A 22,065-nucleotide genomic window follows, 5' to 3' on the forward strand; every position below is an offset into this window, starting at 1 on the left:
CGATAAAAACCGCTGAAAATCCCGTTAAAAATTGAAATACTGGCAAGAATTCCTCGGATTAAGCCCATGTAAAGGCATGAACTGATATAATGCCGACTCGCTATATATTGGCTTAAGTAGGCAGCGGCTTTTCGTCCAACCTCGATGGATTGAAACCACACCACAACCGATTAAGTCCACGTAATCAGAGCACTTATATGAAAAAAATCGCCATTTTTTGCCATAACTTTTTCTCGAACGGCACAGTCAAAATCGCCTTATCCCAGGCCGAAGTGCTGCAGGAAGCAGGGCAAGATGTTCACCTCTTTGTGTTCCATAAAGAGGGGGATTTTATGCCGCCAGAAAATGTGACGATTCATTACCTGTATGACGCCGGCCAAAAGCCAAGCCTACAGGAACAAAGACAACGCCTGAAGGCTAAGGTGGCCGAAGCGGAACAATCGGGTAAGTTCTCGCTATTTTTAAGTAACTCCACCGACTGCGATGTCGTTGTTTCCGGCTGCGATTTCGATCCCTGCTATTACTTTTGCCACTGCGCCCTTAAGCAAGAACTCTTGATGGAATTAAAGCGTGGTCCAGTGCATTTCTGGCGTCGCTGGAAAAAGGCCAAGGCACTGATTGGTAAAAAAATCATCACGGTTTCCAATGGTATCGCCGCTGAGCTCAGAGCCACTTCTTGGCTGAAGCCACAAAGCGTTCAGACCATCTATAATCCCTTTAGATTGGAAGAAATCCGTAAGAAGACTCAGGAAGAAATTGCCGAGATCCCAAGCGAACCTTATATGATCCATGTCGGCCGTGTGACACGGCAAAAGCGCCACGACATTTTGTTTAAGGCACTTAGGGATATGCCAACGGCCCCTAAGCTTGTCCTGCTGTGTAACCGCCCCAAAAAGGCACGCAAACTCGCCAAGAAATACGGTGTCGAACAGAGAATCATCACGCCAGGGTTTCAACACAATCCCTACGCCTGGATTGCCAAAGCCGAGTTGATGTTACTCAGCTCAGATTTTGAAGGCTTACCGACCGTAGTGATTGAGTCTTTAGCCTGTGGCACACCTGTCGTCAGTACTGATTGTCCACACGGGCCCAATGAAATTCTCACAGGGCATTTAGCACAATATCTCGTCCCGGTTCGCCAACCCGCGCTGTTGGCACAAAAGGCACTAGAGTGCTTAGCCTCACCACCTGCTTTAGACAATCTAGACATATTAAAGGCAGTAGATAGCCAATATATTGCCGCTCAATATATTAACTTAGCGCAATAAATTACCATTTTTAATTAGAACGCCATTTCTTATATTGGCGTTTTAATTAAAATTGCAACAAACTGATACAAAATGGGTGCGCATTCAATATTTATACAACAATTGTATCAATTATGTTTTTAATTCAATTAATCACCCTAATGCTTTTATTAAACTTATACAAATTAAACACATTTAAAAAACCTAGCTATATAAAACTCCGTTCTGTATTAATAAAATAATTATTTAATTGATCGGAAGAATTAAAAACCTCAAAATACTCGTCTTCGAATAAATTTGTCTCACAAATGGACGTTGTGAGTATTTTTGGGGTAATTATGGGTAAGCTAAAGGTCGCTTTATTAGTCGATGAATATTTTGGTGGTACAGGTACAGTGTACGGTGGATACGGCTTTCTTGCCCGTCATCTGATCGCCAAACACTTACCCAATGAAAATATTGAAGTAGAAGTACTGATAAAGAAAGATTGTAGTAAACAGCGCTTAATTCCCCGTCGTTATATGATTGATGGTATCAAAGTGTATCGTCTTGCTGCTAAGTTTATGGATTTTCTTAATATTAGATTCTTAAAAAAGAAAAACTATGATCTTTTCTTAACCATCGAAATGACGACACATTCCTATCGTATTCTTAAAACAATCCCCAATATCGATAAAAAATTGTTGTTCTGGGTTCAAGATCCACGCCCCGATTACGAGTGGGATGAAATTAATACCGTAAAACTCTTTCCTGAGAAAAGTTATTGGGATAGCAACATTTATCAGTTTGTCCACGACCTATGGGCCGCAGGTAAAGTCTCGTTTATTTCTCAAGCACGTTTTCTCGATAGAAAAGCGCGGGATCTTTACAACCTCGACGATAAAACCGAGATCAAATACTTACCTAATCCTATCGAAATCGATCACAGCTTCGATGTCGAAACCCACCCGAAGAAAAATCACATTATCTTCCTCGGCCGTATCGAGTCGGTTAAGCGTGGCTGGTTGTTCTGTGAGATTGCCAAACTGATGCCAGAATATGAGTTTTTCATGCTTGGTCAATCCTTTAGACAATCGAAGAAAAACCAATCCATCATGAATAACTACCTCGACATCCCTAACTTACACTTTGTGGGGCATGTTGAGGGAGAGAAAAAGGCACAGTTGATTAAGGACGCTAAGATTTTAGTGAATACCTCAATCCACGAGGCACTACCGATTTCGTTTTTGGAAGCCTTATCCTACGGAACGCTGCTCGTGAGCTGTCGTGATCCCGATGAACTCACCAGCCAATTTGGGGTATTTACTGGCACGGTATTAGGGGATGGTTTCGATAAAGTCCCACTCTTTGTCGACGGTATCCGCCATTTGATGGAAAACGAGCCGCTACGCCGAGAGCTGGCGCTAAAAGCGGTTAACTACATCAAAGCTAACCACAGCATTGAAGATTTTCAGAAAAACATGCAAGAAATTATCTTTAAGCTGGTCGAAGAGACTAAAGCGCAAAGCTAAAAACAAGGCCGACACTATGTCGGCCTTACTTTTTCTTAAAACAATTTCCAATAGCCTAACTTGCGGCGCATTTTAAAGTGTCGCAGTAGGTTCAATGGCTTAGGTTTAAGCCAAGCGGTTCCCTTATCAATCAGAGCATCGGTCGCCGCGAGTACACGCTGGCTAGACTGACCATCTCCCGTGGGGTGAATTTGATTACAATAATCATGGATATGCGCCATCAAATCATCGGGGCGGCTAAGCGCTCTAGTGAGTGCAGGTTCAATCTCTTCGACTCGGTTAATATCGATTAAATGCGCCTTCGGTGACTGATTTTTAAAGGTCACTACAGGCTTACGCTGCATTAAAAACATCAATAAAATCGAGGAGGTATCGCAGAGCATCACATCTCCCGCCTGCAGAAGCGGGATCACGTTGTCGGTTTCCACAAACTGGAGATTCTCATTTTCGAGAGTCTTGTATTGCTCAACAATACTTGGCTTCATCTTAGGGTGGAATTGTACCAACCAGCGCCACTGGCTCTTTTGCGACAGGGCTTTAATCTGCTCGAACACCTCAGGCGCACAAGTCAGGCTGGGGGAGAATGTCGAGCAAAACAGCACTACGGGCCGAGGATCGTCGGGCTTAATGTAAGGATTATCTTTATTTTCAATAAATAAAGGATCGAGCGCTGGCCAGCCCGTTTCGGCTACGGTAAAGGTGCCGATTTTTTTCTCTAGCTCAAGGAAAGGCAGCGTCGTCGCTGGCCCTTGGGTGCAATACAGGTCAAAGCAATCGCGGATTTCGAAGTGATCTTCTCGCCCCTTATGATTCATTTTGCCCGCATTAAAACCGTGGAACACCCCTACTTTTACTCCAGGGATAAAGCTTGGCACTACGTTACCCGGCACAAACACCGCATCGGGTTTCCATGCCTTAACGGCATCGATATCGAGTAAGCGTTTTTCATCCGCTTTAAGGAATTTGGGGTCGACCTCACGGCCTTCGAGGAACCAACACGCCTCATCGCCACGCGCCAGAATCACTTGCTGCAGCGGCCTTAGCATCGCATAGGAATAGTTCTGTGCGATGTAGAACAAATAACGTCTTTTGTTTGATTTGCGCGCTTCCACCGCTTTCTCCTCGGGTAAATTATTTCGCTAACGCGAGATATTGTTCGGCAATCGCAGTCGCATCCACCTTAGCTAAAATCTCAACATGTTCGAGGGATGGCGGCTGCGCGACCACGGCGTCAATCATCTTGGCCAAGGCCGCAGGATTACGACGGGGCACAAGATAGGGAGCCAGATTTCCGGTCAAAATCTCATTCGGTCCGTGTGGGCAATCGGTACTCACCACTGGTGTGCCACAGGCTAAGGATTCGATTAATACCGTCGGCAATCCTTCGAAATCGGAACTCAGCACCAGTGCTTTCGCACGTTTGATCCAAGGAAAAGGATTACTCTGGAATCCAGGAATGATTAAGCGCTTCTCGATGCCGAATTTCTTCGCTGCTTTAATTGCCTTCTTATGGTTATGGCATAACAACACTACGGGTAGCTGATTTTGGGTCTGTTTTAGGGCCTCAAACAACACATCGTGGCGCTTCTGCTTAGCAAAACGTCCTACGTGGATCAGATAGTCCCCCTGAGGAATTTGCGGATTATCTTGCTGTGACTGAGCAACAATCTCATTAAATTCAAATGGATTGTAGATGGTTCGCATTGATGCTGGGTGCAAACGCCCCTTGGCTTGAATCTCTTTAGCGATGCCATTGGATACAGTGATCAAATGCTGGCCATTGAGTGCTTTTTTAGCCCGCAGTTTCTTGAAGTAGGCGAAGGGGCCTAACTTAAACTGACGACTCAATTCTTCTTCAACTGATGAGTGCACAATCACATAAAGTGGTGTCACCCCAGTTTTGGTCATCATCAAATTGGTTTTATCAAGATTGGATAAAAACAGATCGAACTTACCGACTCGGGACTCAATCTCGGCAATCTTTGCCCGTAACTTATCGACCGATGCCCCTAGGCGCCCGAAGTGGTCATAATCTTTATCTTTGTCGGCAAAACATTGATGGACAGGTAAATTGTCTGGGGTTTCGTAATAACGATTATCTTCCATGACCAAAAAATGCGGCTCATGCCCTAGGCTAATAAACTGCTTTGCCAAGGTAATCATGACCTTCTCGGCTCCACCACCCGCTAAACTGTCGATGGCTATGGCTATCCGCATGATTTTTCTCCTAAACGATAATCTAAAACTCAGGGTGACAAGCTAACAGTGGTTAACTGTGTGTCTGCTGAATAACCTGATCAAATTTCTCTATCACAGCGTCAACACTAATTAGCGCCATAAGGTGCTCACCCTTAGCTCGGGTGCCCCATTTCACCTCACCGCTTTGCTGTGAGGCGATGGCCTCTTGATAGGCGCTCACCACATATTGCTGCGATAAATAAGGCCCGGTGCGCCCTGGGTTGGAATGGGCATATAAACCTATGACTGGCGTCCCTTGAGTGACCGCCATATGTGCAGGGCCAGTATCGGGCGCGAGCACAAGGCTGGCGCGTTTCAGTAGAGCCAGCAATTGGGTCAAACTGGTTTTGCCGACCAAGTTATCGAGTTTGGCAGAGCACGCATTGGCAATATCGTCGGCCAATGTCTTTTCAAGTGCTGTTGGGCCACCGCAGAGAATGACTCGATACCCCTTATTCACCGCATGTTGCGCCACCGCGGCATAACGCTCGGGCAGCCAATTACGCTCAGCTTTACTGGCGGCCGCGCAAATGACTAATACCCTCTCGCCATCGGCAATATGGCGCTGGGCAAATTCAGTGTCCGCTTGAGGAACAGGAATATTCCAACTCGGGGTAATATCGCTAACACCAATCGCCTTGGCGAACCCCATAAAGCCATCGAGCACATGGGGCTGAGCTAAAGGTTCTACTCTATGATTGGTGACTAGCCATTGACCTTCTTTGGCGCGGGCACGGTCGAATCCGACCCGAACCTTTGCCGAAATAGCGAGGGATGCCAAGGTTGCACGCAGCGCCACTTGCATATGCAGCAGCACATCAAATCGGCGGCCTTTCAATGCCTTATGTAGATAAAAATAGCTACGCCAGCCTTGGGATTTATCGAAAATTACAAACTCAATACCGGGCAAGTGCTTCAGCAACTGATATTCAAGTTTACCTATCACCCAAGTGATTTTGAGCTGAGGATATTGGCGCTGAATGGCCTGCACCATCGCCACGGCATGACAGACGTCACCGATAGCCGATAGCCTCAACAGGCAGAGAGAATTCATGGTGTTAATATCTAAACTCAAGCGAATAGCCCTTAAGGTTATTTGGCGCAAGCTGAGGATCTTAATGTAGAATGGCCGCAGGTGCCACGCTTAAGTCAACAAATCTCCCATGAACGCACAAATCAAAATCATAAATACTGCCAATGGCTATATGGCACTTTGCCAAGATACGCCAGAGGACATCACGCCGGCTTGGTTCTCGGTCGATTTTTGGCGCGAAAAAGCTGCAGTTGTGGGTTCATCCAAGGGCCGCTATACCACTTGGTTTGTAGCATTTGAACACAGTCATTGGGTACTGCGGCATTACTGGCGCGGCGGCCTGATGGAGAAATTCAGTAAGGATGCCTACTTCTATACCGGGCTTGAAAACACTCGCGCCATGGGTGAATTAAGGCTGCTTGACCTGCTTTACCGTGAGCAATTTGCGGTGCCTAAACCTATTGCCGCCAATGTTGTGCGTGATGGCTTGTTTTACCGTGCCGACATTATTATTGAGCGGGTCGATGGCGCCGAAGACTTGGTCGCTAAGTTAACCAAAGGCACGATGAGCCAAGCCCAATGGCAAGCTCTTGGCGCCACCATTGCCCAGTTTCATCGCCGCGGCGTTTACCATGCCGACTTAAACGCAAAGAACATTTTGTGGCAACCACAGCAAACGAATGGCGTACAAGAATGTTTCTATCTGATTGATTTTGACAGGGGTGAAATCAAAACGCCCAATGTCCAATGGCAGAAGGCGAACCTTGATAGGCTGCTACGCTCCTTCAATAAAGAACAAGGTAAGCAGCCAACACTTGCCTTTACACCCGCTAACTGGGCTGCATTGATCGAGGGCTATCACTCTGTGCTCCCCAATGCCTAATACCTCAGTGGCGCTAGGCTGTTTGGCGCGAGAGTAACGATTCGGCGAGAGCAAACTGACGCGGCAAAGCACCACGATTGGCTTCTACCACGGCAAGGCCTGCTTCAGCGGCTTGTTGGCGTAAAATCGGCTGATCAAAATACTGAATTAAATTATCCCCTAACTCTTGCCCTGAACTCACAATCCGCAGGCCACCCGCATCTGCCAACATTTGGGTAATTTGGGCAAAATCCCAATGATTCGGCCCCACCATTACTGGCACGCCCATGGCCGCGGGTTCGAGGGGATTATGGCCGCCATTTTCAATCAAAGTACCGCCAACAAAGGCTTGATCGGCCGCGCCATAAAAGGTTAATAGTTCACCCATGGTATCGCCCACCAGCACCTGCGTCGTGGCAGTTATAGCTCGAGCATCACTGCGGCGCACATATTCAAAACCTTGGCTAGCGACAACATCCGCCACCGCCGCAAACTGCTCTGGGTGACGCGGCGCAATGATCAGCAGCGCCTCCGGCCACTTGGCGAGCAACCGTTTATGGGCTCTTAACATGGCATCAAACTCACCGGGGTGAACACTGCCTGCTACCCACACGGGCGCCGTCTCACGCCCCCAAGTTTGCCTAAGCGCTCGAGCTAGGGTTAAGCGCTCGGGCGTAATACTCAAATCAAACTTCAAACTGCCGCAAACAGTCACTCTGTCAGCAGGCACCCCAAGGTCGATAAAACGCTGCGCCTCGACTTGAGTCTGCACCGCAATCACATCTAAGCGTTGCAACATGGGACGACTTAATTGCGAACGCTTGGCATACTGCGCAGCCGATTTAGCCGACAACCTAGCATTAGCGAGCATCAAGCGCACGCCGCGCTTAGCCGCGAGTGCCAGCAGATTCGGCCACAACTCAGTTTCCATTATGATGCACCATTTAGGGGACAACTGGCGCAGAAAACGGCTCACACACCAAGGCAAATCGAAGGGCAAATAGCAGTGCTGCACTTTATCACCAAAGGCTTTGCGTACCTCGGCAGAGCCAGTGGGACTGGTGGTAGTAACCGTAATGCTTAGCTCAGGGTGCGTTTGCATAATCAAACGGATCAAGGGAATAGCCGCGAGCGTTTCTCCCATCGACACCGAATGGATCAGTAAATCCGTCGGTTTAAGTTGGGCTAATCCGAAGCGTTCGTCCCAACGGCCACGATAGTCTGGACTTTTAATGGCTCTAAAAGCCAAATAGGCAATGAGTAGAGGGGATAAAAGATAAAGCAACACACTGTAAAAAAATCGATTCATAAAATCGTGCTGATGAGATTTTGCCTGTTGGATAACGGCAATGTTAGCATAATATACCCAAGCGACCTCAAGATACGAGTTCAAGCCTCTCGAAGTTGTTTGCGTATACCAATCCTATTGAATTTTTGTGCGTTGGGGCTTAATCAATAGGGTTTTAAATTAGGGATAATTTACCAGCAGTGTAGCGGTCGTTGGTTAGCCTTCTTTAGTCAATTTGCAGCGTTCACTAGCCACTTGGAAAACATATGAAAACCCGCGACAAAATTATTTACGCCAGCCTTGAGCTGTTCAATGAGCATGGCGAACGAAATATCACCACCAATCATATTGCCGCTCACCTAAATATGAGTCCCGGGAATCTTTATTACCACTTCCGTAATAAGGAAGATATTATTCAGTCGATCTTCAGTCTCTACGAGGCGCACCTTGAATCGGGGTTTCAGCCCTATGAGGGCGAGCAAGTCAACGTAGAACAGCTGATCGGCTATTTTGATGCGATGTTTTACACCCTGTGGCAATTCCGTTTTATGTACGCCAATTTGGCCGATATCCTCGCCCGCGATGAAGAATTAAAAAGCCGATATTTGCACGCCCAGCAGCAAGTATTAACCCGTTCAAGTCACGTGCTAGGTAAACTCAAGCAGGATGGTTTTTTAAATATTGATAACGATAAAATCACCCCACTTGCAGACACCATCAAGATGATTGTGAGTTTTTGGATTGGTTATCAGCTTACCCAGTCGAGCACGTCCACCATCACTAAAGGCATTTTGTACGAAGGAGTATTGCGGGTATTGATGATTTTTAAGGCCTACGCCACACCAACCTCCCAAGCGACCTTCTGTCGTTTAGAGCAGCACTACCACGAGTTAGCGACCCAAGATTCGCTTTAATCGTCCGACGCCGTCGCATTTAGCGCTAAACTCAACAGGTTGAACGTGCTAAATGCGGGCTCAATTCATGCCGTTGGCGGTGATGCGACATACATGCCGACCATGTTGCACATTAGTTTTTATAATGTAACACCCCCTTTAGCCCTAAACTAATTTATCTAGCTAACCTGCATGAAAAAAAGGCTGTAGGCCGATAGGGTTTAGCGTTAGAATGCCGCAACTCCCAGAATCAGAATAAAGTTAACTAAGGAGATATCAGGTGGCCTCAACCTCATTCTACGCACAAATCAATCAACAGCTTGCGGATATCAAAGCCGAAGGCTTATACAAAAGTGAACGCATTATTGCCTCACCGCAACAAACTGCCATTCAAGTAAATAACCAAGAAGTTGTTAACTTTTGTGCCAACAACTATCTAGGCCTAGCCAATCATCCTGAACTGATCAAAGCCGCACAGCAAGGCTTAGACAGCCACGGCTTTGGTATGGCGTCGGTCCGTTTTATTTGCGGTACCCAAGACATCCACAAGCAACTCGAAGCCAGCCTGAGTGAGTTCCTCGGCATGGAAGACACGATTCTGTACTCTTCTTGCTTCGACGCCAACGCAGGCCTGTTCGAAACCCTGTTAGATGCCGAAGATGCGATTATTTCCGACGCCTTAAACCATGCCTCTATCATCGATGGCGTGCGTTTATGTAAGGCCAAACGTTTCCGCTACGCCAACAACGATATGGCGGATTTAGAGACGCAACTGATCGCCGCAAAAGCAGCTGGCGCGCGCAATATTTTGATCGCCACCGACGGCGTATTCTCAATGGACGGCGTCATCGCCAACCTGCAAGGCGTGTGTGATCTAGCCGATAAATACGGTGCATTAGTGATGGTTGACGACTCACACGCCGTGGGCTTTGTTGGCCAAAACGGCCGTGGTTCACACGAACACTGCGGTGTGATGGGTCGCGTCGATATTATCACTGGCACCTTAGGCAAAGCCTTAGGCGGTGCATCGGGCGGTTTCACTTCAGGTAAAAAAGAAGTCATCGACTGGTTACGTCAACGCTCTCGCCCTTACCTATTCTCTAACTCATTGGCGCCTTCGATTGTAACTGCCTCTATCCATGTATTAGAGATGCTGAAATCAGGCCAAGCACTGCGTGAAGCGGTATGGGAAAACAGCCGTTACTTCCGCGAGAAAATGTCAGCGGCAGGCTTTACCTTAGGTGGTGCCGACCACGCAATTATCCCAGTGATGATTGGCGATGCCAAATTGGCGAGCGATTTCGCTAACCGCTTATTAGCAGAACATATTTACGTTATCGGCTTCTCCTTCCCTGTGGTACCAAAGGGACAAGCCCGTATCCGTACTCAAATGTCGGCGGCCCACACCCGTGAGCAACTCGACAAAGCGATTGAAGCCTTTACCCGTATCGCTAAAGAAATGGCGATTATTTAGGACCCTACAAAATGAAAGCACTAAGCAAGTTAAAAGCCGAAAAAGGCATTTGGTTAGTCGATGCGCCTAAACCTGAAATGGGCCATAACGATCTACTGATCAAGATTAAAAAGACCGCCATTTGTGGCACCGACATGCACATCTACAACTGGGACGAATGGTCACAAAAAACCATTCCTGTACCTATGGTGGTAGGTCACGAGTATGTGGGTGAAGTGGTTGATATAGGTCAAGAAGTTCGTGGCTTTAACATTGGTGACCGCGTTTCTGGCGAAGGCCATATCACCTGCGGCCACTGCCGTAACTGCCGCGCAGGTCGTACCCATTTATGCCGTAACACCTCAGGTGTGGGTGTAAACCGCGAAGGTTCATTTGCCGAATATTTGGTTATCCCGGCCTTTAACGCCTTCAAAATCCCCGATGATATCAGCGACGATTTAGCCTCTATCTTTGATCCATTCGGTAACGCAGTACACACAGCGCTGTCATTCGACTTAGTGGGCGAAGACGTGTTAATCACTGGCGCTGGTCCTATCGGAATTATGGCTGCGGCCGTATGTCGCCACGTTGGCGCTCGTCATGTGGTCATTACCGACGTTAACGAATACCGCTTAGAGTTGGCCCGTAAAATGGGTGCTACCCGCGCAGTTAACGTGGCTCAGGAAAGCCTGAAAGACGTGATGAAAGAACTCGGTATGACTGAAGGGTTCGACGTGGGTCTAGAAATGTCTGGCGTACCTTCTGCCTTCCACGCCATGTTAGATACCATGAACCACGGCGGCAAAATCGCGATGCTCGGCATTCCGGGTGGTGAAATGGCGATTGATTGGAGCAAAGTGATCTTCAAGGGTCTGGTCATCAAAGGCATTTACGGCCGTGAAATGTTCGAAACTTGGTACAAGATGGCAAGCTTGATCCAATCTGGCTTAGATATTTCGCCTATCATCACGCACCACTACAAGATTGATGATTTCCAAAAAGGCTTCGACGCTATGGGCTCGGGCCAATCCGGTAAAGTCATCCTCAGCTGGGATTAATTCTCTTAGCTATGCCAGTCACGGGGCTGTACACATGCAGCCCCATGTTGCACACTTATCCCATCGCTTATCCTTTTTCAGTTATTTCAGGTTTTATTATGTCTTCCTTTAAACACCTTAGCGTGAATCAATTAGTGCAAATGACCGAGTCAAAGTCAGTGCAAATCGTCGATATTCGCGATGGTCATAGCTTTAACAACGGCCACATTGATGGCGCATTTAATTTGAATAACGAGAATCTAGCGCACTTTATTAGCCAAGCGGATATGGACAGTCCTTTAGTGGTGGTTTGCTACCATGGCATCAGCAGCCAAAATGCCGCTCAATATCTGTGTGAGCAAGGGTTTGATGACGTTTATAGCCTAGATGGTGGCTTTAGCGCTTGGCATGAGGCCAATGCATGATTGAGATTGGCAGACTCCCCAACAGCAGAGCCGCGCAGGCCTTTGTCGATTACCTCAAAGGTGAACAGATAGACTGCCAAATTCAGCCATTACCGCAGGGAGTCGCTATTCTGGTTATCCGCGATCAGGATGCCGAGCAAGCCCGTAAAGAATTTGCCCACTTTATCGCTCATCCTTACGATAACAAATACTTACAAGCCTCGTGGGAGCATGGTGATACCAATACTAAGCTCGATTATGGCGCCCCTTCTTTACAGCTATTCAGCCAATTTATCACAGGCGCAGGCCCAGTTACTCTTATCATCTTCGGCCTCTGTGTACTGATTTATACTGCGATGAATTTAGGCTTCGCCAGCCTCGTTTACCAAGCACTCTCCTATTTTGGCGCAGTGCCTGACACGGGTGTTAGCCAATTCTGGCGCGTGTTTACCCCAAGCCTAATGCACTTTTCGGCCATGCATATCATCTTCAACTTACTCTGGTGGTGGTATTTGGGTGGCAAAATCGAGACTCGTATAGGCACAGCCCCGCTGTTAATCCTGCTACTGGTCGCAGGTACTTTACCCAATGTCGTCCAATACTATGTTAGTGGTCCCAACTTTGGCGGGCTGTCAGGCGTAGTGTATGCCGTCGCCGGTTACACTTGGGTCATGGGGCGACGTAAACCAGAGGCGGGTATAGGTTTACCGCCCTCCTACATGGGGTTTATGTTGATTTGGCTGGTGTTAGGCTTTACGGATTTCTTAGGTGTTTCAGTTGCGAATGGCGCCCATATTGGTGGGCTATTGATAGGTCTCGCCCAAGGCTGGCTTGATAGTCGCAGTAAAGCTACTCGCTAACTCACCGCGATTTCTTCCATATTCAGATACAAATGCAGGGTAAGCCTTAGAGTTTACCCTGCTGTGTTTAGGCGTAATTACTTGGCTAGTTCTAGCACTTTGGCGACCAGCTTCTCGATGCCAAAGTGTGCCTCAGCAATATTCCCCGCCAACATATAAGCGGGCGTACTAACAATCTTATTATCCTCATCCACCACGATATCATGCACAGTCGCCGCCTGATGATTGCCGCCCATCAGATTAAAGGCTGCCACCGTATCCACATCATTACCGATAGTGCCCTTAGCGCCGTGCCCATATAAACGCGGGATCATCATAGGTGCGATGCAAATAAAGCCGACAGGCTTTTTCGCAAGAATAAATTCATTAATAAAATCAGTAACGAGTGGATTCACTTCACACTCACTGCCATTAGTGGCGAAATTACACAGATTTTTCGCCGCCCCAAAACCACCAGGGATAACTAGCGCATCAAAGTCGCTGATATCGAGTTCGGTCGTAGCCTTTACTTCGCCGCGGGCGATACGCGCCGATTCAACCAGCACATTTCGTGTCGCCGACTTGTCTACTTCACCAGTGAAGTGATTAACAACATGCATCTGATTGATATCAGGAGCAAAACACTGATATTGAGCCCCGGCTTTCGATAGAGATAATAACGTTAAAACCGATTCATGGATCTCTGTTCCATCGAAAACACCGCACCCACTGAGTAATACTGCGATTTTTTTCATTATAAATATCCTTCTTATGTCATTTGGTTTTAACAAACTGTAAACAAAATGGTTGATCTGCTTAAAAATCGTGCTAACTTAGTTCGTCGAATCTAAGGGTCGGTGAAAATTAAGCCAGCCTCTAGGTATTTTACGGAGTCAATAAAAAATCCACAAATCAGGAAGATTTTTCAAGAAACAGTATTGAACTCACACAAATATTATAAAAACATAAAAATCAACAACTTAAAAATATCGCACCAAGCCGTAATTATCGCCATTATTCACAGTTGACTTTTTCACTCACAGAGTTATCCACAGGCTGAGGGTCAATTTGCCATGGCTGAAATACCACTTCTGTGGCATGCTTAGCGCCATCTAAGTCATCGATAAACGAAAATTACTTATGCCGACCATAGCCAATAACCCACTTGTCCTTGTGGATGGATCTTCTTATTTATATCGCGCCTATTATGCGCCTCCTCACCTGACAAACTCAAAGGGCGAAGCTACTGGTGCAGTTTATGGCGTAGTGAATATGCTCCGCAGCTTATTAAGCCGTTATCAACCCAGTCATATCGCTGTGGTGTTCGATGCTAAAGGTAAAACCTTCCGCAATGACTTATATGAAGAATACAAGGCGCATCGACCACCGATGCCGGATGACCTGCGCTCACAAATTGAACCCCTGCACCGTATTATCCGTGCCTTAGGCTTGCCCTTAATCTCTATCCCAGGTGTTGAGGCAGATGATGTTATCGGCACTATCGCTCGCCAAGCGAGCCGCGAAAACCGCGCCGTACTCATCAGTACAGGCGATAAAGATATGGCGCAGCTGGTTGATGACAATATCACGCTGATCAACACCATGACAGATACCATTATGGGCCCTGAAGAAGTTGCGGCTAAATATGGTGTAGGTCCAGACAGAATTATCGATTTCTTAGCGCTGATGGGCGATAAGGCGGATAACATTCCCGGTTTACCTGGTGTTGGCGAAAAAACCGCATTAGCCATGCTCACGGGGGCGGGTAGTGTCGCCAATTTGCTTGCAGAGCCCGAAAAAGTCACCGAATTAGGCTTTAGGGGCGCAAAAACCATGGCGGCGAAAATCATCGACAATGCCGACATGCTAAAACTGTCCTATGAGCTTGCCACCATTAAAACCGATGTTGAACTCGAACAAGATTGGCATGAGCTCACCGCCAAACCTGCTGATCGAGACGAACTGATCAAATGCTACGGCGAGATGGAGTTTAAACGCTGGCTTGCCGAAGTCTTAGATAATAAGGCGCCAGCGACGGTCACAGCAAAAGCCGAAACGACCGAAACCCAAGAAGAATCAGCGCCCAGCGTCACGATTGAAACCCAATACGATACGATTCTGACCGAAGCTCAGCTTGATGAGTGGATTGCCAAAGTCAAACAGGCGCCATTAATGGCCGTGGATACCGAGACCACCAGCCTCGACTATATGGTTGCGGAATTGGTTGGCCTGTCCTTTGCTGTTGAAGCGGGTAAAGCCGCCTATCTGCCCTTAGCCCACGATTATGTTGGCGCGCCTCAACAATTAGACAAGCAAACCGCTCTCGAAAAACTGCGCCCGATACTCGAAGACGCCAAGCTCAAAAAAGTCGGTCAAAACCTGAAATATGACATCAACGTATTGGCAAATGCAGGCATACAACTCCAAGGTGTGGTATTCGACACTATGCTCGAATCCTATGTGTTTAACTCGGTCGCCTCACGCCATGATATGGATGGGTTGGCGCTTAAATACCTAGGCCATAAAAATATTGCCTTTGAAGATATCGCAGGCAAAGGCGCTAAACAGCTGACCTTCAACCAAATTCCGTTGGAAACAGCAGCGCCCTATGCAGCTGAAGATGCCGATATTACCCTACGCCTACATCAACATTTGTGGCCAAGACTCGAAAAAGAAACCGAATTAGCCTCGGTCTTTACCGATATTGAACTGCCGCTGATCCAAATTCTGTCCGATATTGAACGCCAAGGTGTGTTTATCGATAGTATGTTGCTTGGTCAACAGAGTGATGAACTTGCCCGTAAAATCGATGAGTTAGAAACTAAAGCTTATGATATTGCTGGTGAAAAATTCAATTTAAGTTCACCAAAGCAACTGCAAGTGCTGTTTTTTGAAAAGCTGGGTTATCCGGTTATCAAAAAGACACCTAAGGGTGCACCATCCACCGCCGAAGAAGTGCTGGTCGAATTGGCATTGGATTTCCCTCTACCTAAGGTGATCCTTGAGCATCGTAGTCTGACCAAGTTAAAAAGCACTTATACCGATAAGTTACCTTTAATGGTGAACGCTAAAACGGGCCGAGTACACACAAGCTACCATCAGGCCAACGCCGCAACGGGGCGTTTATCCTCGAGCGAACCAAACCTACAGAATATTCCTATCCGCACCGAGGAAGGTCGTCGTATTCGCCAAGCTTTTATTGCGCCTCAAGGACGTAAGATTTTAGCCGCCGACTATTCGCAGATTGAATTGCGGATCATGGCGCATTTATCCCAAGACGCAGGCTTGCTCAAAGCCTTCGCCGAAGGCAAAGACATTCACAGAGCCACCGCCGCCGAAGTATTTGGCACCGACTTTGACAGCGTAACCTCGGAGCAGCGTCGCCGCGCCAAAGCCGTTAACTTTGGCCTAATCTATGGTATGTCTGCCTTTGGATTGGCGCGTCAGCTCGACATCCCCCGCAACGAGGCACAAACCTATATAGACACTTACTTCGCCCGCTATCCAGGTGTATTAAGGTATATGGAAGAAACACGAGCCAGTGCAGCAGAGCTAGGCTATGTCTCTACGCTATTTGGTCGCCGTTTGTATTTACCCGAAATTCGCGACCGTAATGCAATGCGCCGCCAAGCAGCAGAAAGAGCAGCGATTAACGCCCCAATGCAAGGCACCGCTGCGGATATCATTAAAAAAGCCATGATCAGCATTGCCGATTGGATAAAAACTGATACCCAAGGTGAAATCGCCATGATCATGCAAGTGCACGACGAATTAGTGTTCGAAGTCGATGCCGATAAAGCTGAAAAACTCAAGCTCAAGGTGTGTGAACTCATGGCGAAAGCGGCCAATCTGGATGTAGAACTCCTAGCCGAAGCCGGCATTGGTGATAACTGGGATCAAGCCCACTAGCATTTAAACTGTAGACTTTAGCTTCGAACCTCATTGCTAACACTTACTAAGGCTCATTCATTACAGGATGGGCCTTTGTATTTGGTGCGACTTTTATGTACCTCTAAAATAGACGTCGCAGAGAACAAGATGAGGAGAAGTTGTTTACTCAAGCGAATACCCTGATGGCTAAACCCTCTCAAGAGCGGGAAATAGCATTCGACCCTATACAATACTCTCTGTTACTAAATGTAATCTCCCCTCAATTCTCGCTGCTTTAACGCCGGCATAAGCACAACCTGCTATCCGCGAGACACTCCACACAAGCCTAAACAATCGTTCGCTGATGGATACAACCAACAACAATCATCAAAATAGAGTAAAAACATTAAATCTGAAGAATTGATCAATTCTGTACTAAAAATACAGTCTATTTAGCTAAAACAGTGGTTTAGATACTCTTTTTGAAAAGTTTAGATCAAACGCCGCTGATTTTTTCACCTAAAACTTGAGATCTACCGCACACAATTATCACTTTTTCAAAAAAACTGTTTTCCATTTAAAGATAAATAGCGTATTATTCTCTGCGTAGGGTACAGAGGTTAAGATGTTCTATCTTTCAGACCTTTATTTCACTTATAGTGACGAGCCAAATTCTGGCGCCCCAGCAACTTGTTTGCTGGGGCTTTTTTTTGCTTTTTTTCAGCCAATGACCCGTCATCCCAAATAGTGTTTAGTGTTCTCAAACGCATTTTGAATGCTAGTCATAAATTAAGCCATTAACTAAAGGCGAGTAAATTTTAGAGTATTTACTTTAATAAAAGATAAATTCGATGTATGCTGTCGTCATTGAGAACCATTGAAGGTAATTTGATGGTGCTTGAGTCTTGTTGAATTTAGCTTCTCCCCAAAAGAGCTAAAACTTTGGCCGGTGACTATTGTTATCGGCTATTTTTTTGCCTGAAACTTGAGGGTTGATAGTTGAAAATCAATTGTTTTATAAGGGGATAGAGCGAGATATCGCAGGGGAAGATGGCCGAATGCACTTGTGGCATCCGACCATAAAGCAAAAGACTTACTCGGCGCCGTCTTGGTTTTCTAACTCATCGGCCAACCATTGCGGATGACACCATTCATTTAAGATACTGAGCACTTTAGGTTTGCCCGTGCCCTTGAGCGCAGAAAAAGGCTCAACCTGTACCCAATCTCCAAACTCAACCAGCGCTTTACGCACTTCGTTCACGGTTTTCATCTTCGCGCTTTGCGCCAGCTTATCAGACTTAGTCAGTAATGCGAGTACCGGAATTTCACTCGCCACCGCCCATTCAATCATCTGCATATCCAGATCTTTTAGGGGATGACGGATATCCATTAAAACCACAACACCACTTAAACAAGCACGCTTCTGTAAATACTCGCCTAGAGATTGTTGCCATTTAATCTTCATGGCTAATGGCACTTGGGCAAAACCATAACCCGGTAAATCGACTAATCTACGCAGTGCATCAAGCTCAAATACGTTAATCAGTTGAGTGCGTCCAGGCGTTTTACTGGTGCGAGCTAAGTTCTTCTGCTCAGTTAATGCATTGAGTGCGCTCGATTTTCCGGCATTTGAGCGACCAGCAAAAGCAATCTCAACACCGACATCGCCAGGCAGATATTGATCCAAATGTGCAATGTCTGGTGCACTGATTAAAAACTTCGCCCTGCGAAAATCTATATGAGATTCAGTCACTATTTACTCCAATATATTTACTGCGCAATACCATAATTTATGAAGAATTGCTTACTTTTCCACGTTTTCGTGTAAAATATTACCCCGATCACATTAAACATATTTTACCACGCTTGCGGGTCACCCTAGTAAGCTCAGGATAATAATCTTAACCAGAAGTTGGAACGCCATGAAAAAGTTAGCTCTTGCGCTGTCTGTTGTAGTTGCCGCCATATCTTCACCTGCGATTGCTGAAGGTAATGCTGAAGCGGGAAAAACTAAAATTATCGTCTGTTCTGCCTGTCACGGTATGGACGGTAACAGCATGATCGATATGTACCCTAAGCTTGCGGGCCAACACGCCACATACCTCCAAAAGCAACTACATGATTTCCGTAGTGCGGCACAATCTGGCGGTAAAGATGGTCGTATGGATCCTATCATGAGTGGTATGGCAATGCCTCTTAGTGATCAAGATATTCTCGACATTACTGCATATTTCTCTACTCAAGCAATCCAAGTTGCTGAGGTGAAAGATGTTCCTGAGCTAGGTGCAAAACTTTACAAAGGTGGCGATGTGTCACGCGGCATCACTGCTTGTATGGCATGTCACGGTCCAGATGGTAAAGGTGCCGAATCAGCTGGTTTCCCAGCATTAGCCGGTCAACACGCTAACTATATCAAGATCCAACTGACTAAGTTCCGTGATGCAGGTCGTCACAATGACCTAAACGGTATGATGCAAGATGTCGCTAAGAAGTTAAATGACAGCGATATCGATGCACTATCTAAATATCTTGCTAGCCTGAAATAAGGTTTAGCGATGTAAAGAAGGGTGTGTTGTCACCCTTTTTTTACACCGCCTAGTTTACGTTAACGTAAACTGATAAAGATTCATGCTTGACATGGATCACAGATTTGGGTTTAATAAGCCCCGTACCGAGATAAACCCATCTGTTTGTACAAATAAATTAATAATAACTTACAGATTTCGGTATAATTAACATTCAAGATATAAGAATAAAGACTCTCAATAACAACAATATAACTAAGACCACTCTCTAATAATAACAAGAGCAGTGATTTCGCTTTGAAATCCAGGTCAGTACATTTTTGTAAGGGACGGCCGATAACGCCAATTTGCGAAAGCAAAACGCCTTACATTCAGGGTAACTTGCCCCATCAGGACACAGTTTTACATGATGTAAACTGTAGCAAAGGAAGCTAATCGCTTTGGATGCACTGGCTGGAAGCTTGTTATCACTGGAAGGTACTTCAAGTAACAAGGATGGTTGATTTAACGTCATTGATGACGCTGCTATAAAAGATGTGTCTTGAGACCATCTACGGAAACTGTGGTCAGGATGGCGACAGGAAAGAATTAAGAGTCTGGAAGACCGCTAACAAAAACACGCAGGGAAAGCAGTAAAAAAAAGAAGGATACCGACCGGGAAAGTCGCATAGCAAGTACGGATACTTGGAATCAGAATAGGGTGCTAAAATGCACTGTTTGTAAGGCGGCAGTTTAACTGCCGCCTTTTTTCTTTGTGATTTTCAGTCAAAACGCACTTTGTCTAGAAAGTGCACTCTGCAAATATAATTGTTACAATCAAAGCCTTAATCTTTTATCAGTTGACTCAATGCGCAGATGTCCCCTTTGTCATAGCACACAAACACTGTTGCTCCTACAGGACAAAAAACGGTGTTTTTATATTTGCCAGACATGCGGACTCACTTTTGCTGATGCAAATAGCCATCTGCCTCCTGCGGCAGAAAAGCAGCGCTATGGCCGTTCGCGGATTGCCGCCAAACAACGCCAACTCTCGCAATTTATTTTGCCGCTACTGACACAAATACAACTGCAGCAAAAAGGTAGCCTTACGGGCTTAAATTTTGGACGCGTATTAGATCAAACCAGTCTGGCGACCATTGAATCGGCGGGGCACACCTTCAAGCAATATGACCCTTTCTTTGCTCCTGACCATGAACCTCTAAAGCAAGAGTATGATTTTATTTGCTGCTACCGAGTATTTGAGCATTTTCAGTATCCCTTCAAAGAATGGAGATTACTGACCCGCTTGCTTAAACCAGGAGGCTGGTTAGCAATTAGTACTCCTTTATTAATTGATTTAGAAGGCTTTACTAAGTGGCACTATAAGAACAACCTCACCCATGTAAGTTTTTACCAACGACAAACTTTTGAATACCTAGCGAGCAATAGTGATTTTGAACTATTATTTGCCGCTAAGGACCTCGTTTTGATGCAAAAAACATCATAATCTGGTATAACAGCCGACCGAATTTAGCACTTAGTCGATCAAGTATCGGCTAGGACATACGTTGTAAATAATTGAGAAAATCATGTCTCGTAGCAAGAAAACACGCAAGGGCGGCGAGAATAGCCCCAAACAACAGCCAAGAGTGAAAAAGCAGGACCGTGCTGAAGTAACAGGCAAGCGCGCAGAAAAGGGTAACAAGTCTGGCAGTCGTCATAATGAAGCGCTGATCCAGGCTCAAGCACCACAGAAAAAGGCTGCACAGAGCAAAGATCCTCGCCATGGCAGTAAAAAACCTGTGGCTTTGACGTTGCCAACCGCGACAGAAAAGCCAGCCACGCCAAAGGTTAAGCAGCCAAAGTTAACTGACGAGCAAAAATTACTGAAGCTGGAAGAAGATCCAAGACTAAATCAGTTGCTCGATATGCTAGAAGAAGGTCGCAACTTAAATGATGCCGATCAAAAATGGTTAGATCAGCAGCTGAATAAGATTGAAGCCCTGATGATTAAACTGGGTATTAGTGATGAGCTAGAAGATGAAGTGCCAGCGAAATCTAAAGCTGATTCAGATGACGACCTGTTCGATCGCTTTGAATCCGGTGCCGAACTGCTAAAAGATTATCAAGATAAGTTTTAAATCTTAGAATATACATAAAAACAAAACGATTATGTTTTGTTTTTATGCTTTCTGAACAAGGAGTTCTCGTGTCTACCACTCTTATCGTTCTTGGTTTTATCATTATTGTTGCCCTCAGTAGCTACGCCACGTTTTTACTCCTCAAACTCAAGCAACAAAAACACCGTCAACAAGCGCTTTTTGCCGAGCGCGAAGTGGCTGCTAATGCCAAACGAGCCCAAGTACTCGAAGATATCCGCTATATTGCGACAGCCATGATTGAAGACCGCTGTGAAATCTCCGAAGGCGTGGTCAGGATTGGGCGTTTGTTTGAGATTTTATCCCTCAGCGAGCGAGTCGCACCAGAGTTTCCTGCACTCTTCCAACATTTTGAGTTAATTAAAAATCATCCGATTATGGAAGCCCGCCAAGCTCTGCCAAAGCAAGATCGAATGAAACTCGATTTTACACGAATGAAATCTGAAGCTGAGCTTGCCGAAGGTATTAACGAAGATGCTAAAAAGTTGTCGACTTATCAGCTAAAAGCACCGCACTAAAAACGCTTACTCCGCCTCGAAGCCAAATTTGGATCGGTTTCGAGGCGATCAATTTAAATCCGTTCATCACATAGAGTGCGACTTCCCGTGAGCCTGTGCACAAAACCTCCAAAAAACGACAGACACACGCTCTTTTTTCATAGATATTGCGTAACTTCTAAAATGGCAGACATCATTTTTACAACCTAGATCAAGGTTATTTACCTAAG

General features: G+C 46.1%; 19 protein-coding genes. 13 read left to right on the plus strand and 6 right to left on the minus strand.

The features are described from left to right. The first annotated feature begins 197 nt into the window (after window positions 1–197). Window positions 198–1,268 (plus strand): glycosyltransferase, encoded by a 1,071-nt coding sequence (locus IEY09_RS09775; RefSeq protein ID WP_188870868.1) that lies wholly within the window; start codon window positions 198–200, stop codon window positions 1,266–1,268. Window positions 1,269–1,585: 317 nt separating this feature from the next. Further along, a complete protein-coding gene (locus IEY09_RS09780; RefSeq protein ID WP_188870870.1) occupies window positions 1,586–2,758 on the plus strand; it encodes a glycosyltransferase family 4 protein in 1,173 nt (390 codons plus the stop codon). 35 nt (window positions 2,759–2,793) lie between these two features. On the opposite strand, the gene IEY09_RS09785 is transcribed toward IEY09_RS09780, so the two are convergent. From IEY09_RS09785 to IEY09_RS09795, 3 genes are read right to left on the minus strand one after another with little or no spacing between them, the layout of a single operon-like run. Further along, window positions 2,794–3,870: a CDP-glycerol glycerophosphotransferase family protein gene (locus IEY09_RS09785; RefSeq protein ID WP_188870872.1), complete on the minus strand. Its 1,077-nt coding sequence runs from the start codon at window positions 3,868–3,870 to the stop codon at window positions 2,794–2,796. Window positions 3,871–3,889: 19 nt separating this feature from the next. Further along, a complete protein-coding gene (locus IEY09_RS09790) occupies window positions 3,890–4,975 on the minus strand; it encodes a glycosyltransferase (protein WP_144346350.1) in 1,086 nt (361 codons plus the stop codon). Between the two features lie 52 nt (window positions 4,976–5,027). Continuing rightward, on the minus strand, window positions 5,028–6,071 hold the full coding sequence (locus tag IEY09_RS09795) for a glycosyltransferase family 9 protein (RefSeq protein WP_144375929.1): 1,044 nt from the start codon (window positions 6,069–6,071) through the stop codon (window positions 5,028–5,030). Between the two features lie 88 nt (window positions 6,072–6,159). On the opposite strand from IEY09_RS09795, the gene IEY09_RS09800 reads away from it, so the two are divergent. Next, the gene (locus IEY09_RS09800) at window positions 6,160–6,912 is read left to right on the plus strand and encodes a 3-deoxy-D-manno-octulosonic acid kinase (protein WP_188870874.1); all 753 of its coding nucleotides are present in this window, start codon (window positions 6,160–6,162) and stop codon (window positions 6,910–6,912) included. Between the two features lie 13 nt (window positions 6,913–6,925). On the opposite strand, the gene waaA is transcribed toward IEY09_RS09800, so the two are convergent. After that, window positions 6,926–8,200: a lipid IV(A) 3-deoxy-D-manno-octulosonic acid transferase gene (waaA, locus tag IEY09_RS09805; RefSeq protein WP_188870875.1), complete on the minus strand. Its 1,275-nt coding sequence runs from the start codon at window positions 8,198–8,200 to the stop codon at window positions 6,926–6,928. 245 nt (window positions 8,201–8,445) lie between these two features. Between waaA and IEY09_RS09810 the strand changes: the two genes are divergently transcribed. The 5 genes from IEY09_RS09810 (at window position 8,446) to glpG (ending at window position 12,826) form a co-directional block, all read left to right on the plus strand. Next, on the plus strand, window positions 8,446–9,093 hold the full coding sequence (locus IEY09_RS09810) for a TetR/AcrR family transcriptional regulator (protein ID WP_037424052.1): 648 nt from the start codon (window positions 8,446–8,448) through the stop codon (window positions 9,091–9,093). A 259-nt stretch (window positions 9,094–9,352) separates the two neighbouring features. Further along, window positions 9,353–10,546: a glycine C-acetyltransferase gene (locus IEY09_RS09815; protein ID WP_188870877.1), complete on the plus strand. Its 1,194-nt coding sequence runs from the start codon at window positions 9,353–9,355 to the stop codon at window positions 10,544–10,546. Window positions 10,547–10,557: 11 nt separating this feature from the next. Continuing rightward, window positions 10,558–11,583: an L-threonine 3-dehydrogenase gene (gene tdh, locus IEY09_RS09820; protein WP_086902510.1), complete on the plus strand. Its 1,026-nt coding sequence runs from the start codon at window positions 10,558–10,560 to the stop codon at window positions 11,581–11,583. Window positions 11,584–11,681: 98 nt separating this feature from the next. After that, window positions 11,682–11,987: a thiosulfate sulfurtransferase GlpE gene (gene glpE, locus IEY09_RS09825; RefSeq protein ID WP_188870879.1), complete on the plus strand. Its 306-nt coding sequence runs from the start codon at window positions 11,682–11,684 to the stop codon at window positions 11,985–11,987. Beyond that, window positions 11,984–12,826, plus strand: a complete 843-nt coding sequence (gene glpG, locus IEY09_RS09830) for a rhomboid family intramembrane serine protease GlpG (protein WP_188870881.1) — start codon at window positions 11,984–11,986, stop codon at window positions 12,824–12,826. The genes glpE and glpG overlap by 4 nt, the downstream gene beginning before the upstream one ends. A 77-nt stretch (window positions 12,827–12,903) precedes the next feature. Here the strand turns inward: glpG and elbB are convergent, their stop codons facing one another. Beyond that, the gene (elbB, locus tag IEY09_RS09835) at window positions 12,904–13,560 is read right to left on the minus strand and encodes an isoprenoid biosynthesis glyoxalase ElbB (protein WP_188870883.1); all 657 of its coding nucleotides are present in this window, start codon (window positions 13,558–13,560) and stop codon (window positions 12,904–12,906) included. Window positions 13,561–13,945: 385 nt separating this feature from the next. On the opposite strand from elbB, the gene polA reads away from it, so the two are divergent. Next, window positions 13,946–16,714, plus strand: a complete 2,769-nt coding sequence (polA, locus tag IEY09_RS09840) for a DNA polymerase I (RefSeq protein ID WP_188870885.1) — start codon at window positions 13,946–13,948, stop codon at window positions 16,712–16,714. Between the two features lie 1,054 nt (window positions 16,715–17,768). Here polA and yihA read toward each other — a convergent pair. Beyond that, window positions 17,769–18,428, minus strand: a complete 660-nt coding sequence (gene yihA / locus IEY09_RS09845; protein WP_188870887.1) for a ribosome biogenesis GTP-binding protein YihA/YsxC — start codon at window positions 18,426–18,428, stop codon at window positions 17,769–17,771. 169 nt (window positions 18,429–18,597) lie between these two features. Between yihA and IEY09_RS09850 the strand changes: the two genes are divergently transcribed. The 4 genes from IEY09_RS09850 to IEY09_RS09865 all read left to right on the plus strand — a co-directional run bounded on the left by IEY09_RS09850 (window position 18,598) and on the right by IEY09_RS09865 (window position 21,856). Then, window positions 18,598–19,221, plus strand: coding sequence for a c-type cytochrome (locus IEY09_RS09850; RefSeq protein WP_037424071.1), 624 nt, complete (start codon window positions 18,598–18,600; stop codon window positions 19,219–19,221). A gap of 826 nt (window positions 19,222–20,047) precedes the next feature. Continuing rightward, on the plus strand, window positions 20,048–20,686 hold the full coding sequence (locus tag IEY09_RS09855) for a class I SAM-dependent methyltransferase (protein ID WP_188870903.1): 639 nt from the start codon (window positions 20,048–20,050) through the stop codon (window positions 20,684–20,686). Between the two features lie 82 nt (window positions 20,687–20,768). Then, a complete protein-coding gene (gene yihI / locus IEY09_RS09860) occupies window positions 20,769–21,320 on the plus strand; it encodes a Der GTPase-activating protein YihI (protein WP_037424074.1) in 552 nt (183 codons plus the stop codon). Window positions 21,321–21,388: 68 nt separating this feature from the next. Next, window positions 21,389–21,856, plus strand: coding sequence for a DUF2489 domain-containing protein (locus IEY09_RS09865; RefSeq protein ID WP_037429860.1), 468 nt, complete (start codon window positions 21,389–21,391; stop codon window positions 21,854–21,856). Window positions 21,857–22,065 lie beyond the last annotated feature (209 nt).

This window comes from Shewanella xiamenensis (assembly GCF_014647135.1).
Classification (GTDB): domain Bacteria; phylum Pseudomonadota; class Gammaproteobacteria; order Enterobacterales; family Shewanellaceae; genus Shewanella; species Shewanella xiamenensis.

Coding starts and splice junctions, on each gene's coding strand:
- IEY09_RS09855 (WP_188870903.1), top strand. CDS start 20,048: ATGCGCAGATGTCCCCTTTGTCATAGCACACAAACACTGTTGCTCCTA.
- waaA (WP_188870875.1), bottom strand. CDS start 8,200: ATGAATCGATTTTTTTACAGTGTGTTGCTTTATCTTTTATCCCCTCTA.
- glpE (WP_188870879.1), top strand. CDS start 11,682: ATGTCTTCCTTTAAACACCTTAGCGTGAATCAATTAGTGCAAATGACC.
- IEY09_RS09775 (WP_188870868.1), top strand. CDS start 198: ATGAAAAAAATCGCCATTTTTTGCCATAACTTTTTCTCGAACGGCACA.
- IEY09_RS09800 (WP_188870874.1), top strand. CDS start 6,160: ATGAACGCACAAATCAAAATCATAAATACTGCCAATGGCTATATGGCA.
- IEY09_RS09850 (WP_037424071.1), top strand. CDS start 18,598: ATGAAAAAGTTAGCTCTTGCGCTGTCTGTTGTAGTTGCCGCCATATCT.
- tdh (WP_086902510.1), top strand. CDS start 10,558: ATGAAAGCACTAAGCAAGTTAAAAGCCGAAAAAGGCATTTGGTTAGTC.
- IEY09_RS09810 (WP_037424052.1), top strand. CDS start 8,446: ATGAAAACCCGCGACAAAATTATTTACGCCAGCCTTGAGCTGTTCAAT.
- IEY09_RS09780 (WP_188870870.1), top strand. CDS start 1,586: ATGGGTAAGCTAAAGGTCGCTTTATTAGTCGATGAATATTTTGGTGGT.
- yihI (WP_037424074.1), top strand. CDS start 20,769: ATGTCTCGTAGCAAGAAAACACGCAAGGGCGGCGAGAATAGCCCCAAA.
- elbB (WP_188870883.1), bottom strand. CDS start 13,560: ATGAAAAAAATCGCAGTATTACTCAGTGGGTGCGGTGTTTTCGATGGA.
- glpG (WP_188870881.1), top strand. CDS start 11,984: ATGATTGAGATTGGCAGACTCCCCAACAGCAGAGCCGCGCAGGCCTTT.
- IEY09_RS09790 (WP_144346350.1), bottom strand. CDS start 4,975: ATGCGGATAGCCATAGCCATCGACAGTTTAGCGGGTGGTGGAGCCGAG.
- polA (WP_188870885.1), top strand. CDS start 13,946: ATGCCGACCATAGCCAATAACCCACTTGTCCTTGTGGATGGATCTTCT.